The 3,936-nt window shown below is 69.5% G+C and carries 3 protein-coding genes; 1 reads left to right on the forward strand and 2 read right to left on the reverse strand.

The genetic code is table 11. The features are described from left to right. On the forward strand, positions 1 to 984 hold a 984-nt coding region (locus tag RMP08_RS10505; RefSeq protein WP_310468951.1), incomplete at its 5' end, for an amidohydrolase family protein. Between the two features lie 123 nt (positions 985 to 1,107). Here RMP08_RS10505 and RMP08_RS10510 read toward each other — a convergent pair. Both RMP08_RS10510 and RMP08_RS10515 read right to left on the reverse strand, forming a co-directional pair. Beyond that, positions 1,108 to 3,084, reverse strand: coding sequence for a protein-disulfide reductase DsbD domain-containing protein (locus tag RMP08_RS10510; RefSeq protein ID WP_310468952.1), 1,977 nt, complete (start codon positions 3,082 to 3,084; stop codon positions 1,108 to 1,110). A 130-nt stretch (positions 3,085 to 3,214) separates the two neighbouring features. Next, positions 3,215 to 3,936, reverse strand: a 722-nt coding sequence (locus RMP08_RS10515) for a vitamin B12 dependent-methionine synthase activation domain-containing protein (protein WP_310468953.1), incomplete at its 5' end; no start/stop codon positions are given.

Genomic DNA, 3,936 nt, shown 5'->3' on the forward strand with positions numbered 1-3,936 from the left:
GACGCCGCGCTGGCCAAGGCGCAGGAGCTGATGCTGGCGGTCGGGCTGACGGCCGCCGCCGACATGGGCACCAGTGCCGACGAGTGGGCGGCGATGAACCGCGCCGGCCAGGCGGGTTCGCTCAAGGTGCGCGTGCTCGCCTACGCAGGCGGGATCCCGGCGATGCGCGCGATCAACGGCGGCAAGCCGAGCGGATGGCTGTACGCCGACACGCTATGGCTTGGCGGGGTCAAGCTGTACGCCGACGGCGCGCTCGGCTCGCGCGGGGCGTTCCTCAAGGCGCCCTACCACGACAAGCCCGACAGCCGCGGGCTGAGCCTGATCGACGATGCGGCCTTGCTCGGCGAGGCGCGCGAGGCGGCGGGCAACGGGCATCAGCTGGCGATCCACGCGATCGGCGACGCCGCCAACGCCCAAGTCATTGCGGTGTTCGAGACGCTCGGCAAGACGGTCAAGAACGACCCGCGCTGGCGGATCGAGCATGTCCAGGTGATCGACCCGGCCGACATCGCGCGGCTGGCCCCGGCGGGAATCATCGCCTCGATGCAGCCGATCCACCAGCCGAGCGACCGCACCATGGCCGAAGCGCGGCTCGGGCCCGCGCGGCTCGGCGGGGCCTATGCTTGGGCGACCATCGCCAAGGCCGGCGCGCGGCTCGCGTTCGGCTCCGACTTTCCGGTCGAAAGCCCCGACCCGTTTCCGGGCCTGATGGCGGCGGTGTCGCGGCAGGATTTGAAGGGCCAGCCGCCGGGCGGATGGCGGATGGCGGACGCGGTGTTGTTCGAGCAGGCGCTGGCGGGATTCACCCGCGACGCCGCTTACGCCAGCTTCGCAGAGGGCAGGATCGGCGCGCTCGAGCGGGGCAAATGGGCCGACTTCATCCTCGTCGACCGCGATGTCAGCACGGTGCCGCCGCAGGAGCTGGGACGGACGCAGGTGCTCGAGACTTGGGTTGCGGGGAAAAAGGTGTGGGCGAAGAGGTAACCACCCCACGCCGTTCGTCCCGAGCATAGTCGAGGACCATGCCGAGCGCAGCAGAGGCTGATTTCTCGGCTTCGCTCGAACGAGTGTCTCGACTGCGCTCGACACGAACGGAAAGGGATACTCCTATCTCTCTTGCCGCGCCCGCTCGACCAGCATCCCCGGCGTCAGGATTTGCGGCAATTCCTCGGGCGCTTTGCTTGGCGCGTACCACAGGTACAGCGGCACGCCGGCGCGGGCGCGGTTGTCGAGGAAGCGGGTGATCGCGGGGTCGCCGTTGGTCCAGTCGCCGGCGAGTACTTTGACACCCGCCTGGTCGAGTGCGCGGCGGACTTCGGCGCGGTTGATCGCGGTCGCCTCGTTGACCTTGCATGTCAAGCACCAGTCGGCGGTGAAGTAAACGAATACGGGGCGGTTCTTGGCGAGGTGCGCGGCGACGCGATCCTCGCTCCACGCAGCGGTGCCTACGGTGGGACGACTCCCAACTCCTGGACCATGTCTTTTTGCCTCGTTGAGAAGCGAGACCGAGATGACGGCTGAGGCAACGAGACCGGCAGAAATTGGAATTGCGGCGATGCCCACACCCAAGCCACGTCGTTGACGCCACCCAACCCATCCGAGCGCAATTGTCAGCACGATTGCCGACAAAATACCGGCTTCCAATCCAAGTCGTCCGCCCTGGCGGTAGAGCAACCACAGGCAGCCGACCGCGGTCGCCGCCATCGGGATCGCGAGGAAGCGCTGGAGCCGCTCCATCCACCGCCCCGGCGCCGGCACGCGGCTGCGCATCCCGGGCACGAACGCCACCAGCAGCAAGGGAATCGCGAGGCCGAGGCCGAGCGCGGCGAACACCAACACCGACCCCGCCGCTGGCAGCAGCAACGCCGTGCCGAGCGCGGCACCGAGGAACGGACCGGCGCACGGCGTGGCGACGAACGCGGCCAGCGCGCCGGTCGCGAACCCGCCGCTCGGGCGGGCGCGGCCGGCCAGCGCGGGGAGCACGAACAGCCCGACCAGGTTGAGCGCGATGGCGACGCTCAGCAGCATCAGCAGGATGGTGGTGCGCGGGTCCTGCAGCTGGAACGCCCAGCCCGCCGCGCTGCCCCCGGCGCGGATCGCGAGCAGCACCGCGCCGAGCGCGCCGGTGCCGACCACCGCGCCGGCGGTGTAGGCCAGCGCATCGCGCCGCGCCTCGCTTGCCGCGCCGCCGCTGCGCGCGAGGTGGAGCGCCTTCAAGGCAAGAATCGGGAACACGCACGGCATCAGGTTGAGCAGCACGCCGCCGGTCAGCGCGCCGAGCATCGCGAGGAGGATGATCTTGAGGCCGAGATCGCCGACCGGGGAGCCGCCGTCGGGTACCGTGCCGGGGACCGCGCGGAACTCGAGCCCGCGCCCGTCGCCGAGCGCGAGCACGGCGGCGAATTCTGTTGGCTCGCCGCGGCGGCGCGGGAGCTCGGCGACCAGCATGTCGTCGACGCGGCGGAAGCTTTGCGCGGCGGCGTAATCGACCGGGCCGTCGGCGAGCGGGAAGACATAGGCGTCGCCGACGGTGACATCGCGCGGCAACGGGATCGCGACCTTGAGGGTGGTGCCCGCCAGCGCGAAGGCGGCGGGGGTCGCCAGCGGCCGCGGCAGCGCGCGGCGCCAGTCGTCGAAGCGGGTGTCCATGGTCGCCATCCCGCCGGTCGCCAGGTTGAGCGCGAAATCGCCGCACTCGGGCACGCACACTTTGTCGGTGCAGGCGAGCCATTCGGCTTTGGCGGCGATGCGCAATTGGCCGGTTGCGCCGGGCGGCACCTTGAGGCGCGCCAGGATCGCATAGTCGCGCTCGTAGACGTAGTTCATCAGCCCGGCGACGGTTAGCCGCGTCGGCACGGGGTAGCGCAGCGGGCCGATGCTGACGCCGGGCGGCAGTTGCCAGTCGACCCGCATCGGCAGGCCCGCGTCGCCGGGGTTTTGCCAATAGCCATGCCAGCCCGGCCTGGTGCGCATGACGATCGCCAGCTCGACCTCGCCGCCGGGCCGCGCGGGGCCTTCGGCGACGAGCTCGGGGCGGATCGCGTTTTCGCGCGCAGCGGCCGAAGCTGGCGCGAGAAGTGCCAAAATACAGAGCAGATAGCGGATCACATCAAACCGTTCGGGCTGAGCCTGTCGAAGCCCTGTACTGTCTTCGAGCGAAATGAAAGACAGCCCTTCGACAAGCTCAGGGCGAACGGAGTTTGTGGACTAGCGGTTAGTCCAAGTTGGGCCGCAGCCAGCGCTCGGCGGCCTCGACCTCGACCCCGCGCCGCGCCGCATAATCCTCGAGTTGGTCGCGGCCGATGCGGGCGACGCCGAAATACTGGCTGTCACGGTGGCCGAAGTAGAAGCCCGACACCGCCGAGGTCGGCAGCATCGCGAAGTTCTCGGTCAGCGACACGCCGCCCGGCGCGCCGCCGAGCAAATCGAACAGCGCGGGCTTGAGACTGTGGTCGGGGCACGCCGGATAGCCTGGCGCGGGGCGGATGCCCTGGTAGGTTTCGCGGATCAGGTCGGCATTTGAAAGATGCTCGTCGGCATAGGCCCACAGCCGCTGGCGCACCTCGGCGTGGAGCACTTCGGCGAAGCTTTCGGCGAGGCGGTCGGACAGCGCCTTCAACAAAATGTCCGAATAATCGTCGTTCTCGGCCTTGAACCGCGCGAGGTGCGGCTCGAGCCCGTGGATCCCGACCGCGAACCCGCCGATCCAGTCTTCTTCCGAAGGATCGATGAAGTCGGCGAGGCACATGTTGGGGCGGCCTTCGCGTTTCTTCACCTGCTGGCGGAGGAAGGACAGCCGGGTCCAGTCGTTGCCGCCGAGCACCTGCACATCGTCGCCCTCGCGCTTGCAGCGCCACAGGCCGACCGTGCCGCTCGCGGTGACCCAGCGCTCGGCGATGACCTTGTCGAGCATGTCTTGGGCGTCGGCGAATAGAC

The organism is Sphingomonas sp. (assembly GCF_031426035.1).
Taxonomy (GTDB): Bacteria; Pseudomonadota; Alphaproteobacteria; order Sphingomonadales; family Sphingomonadaceae; genus Sphingomicrobium.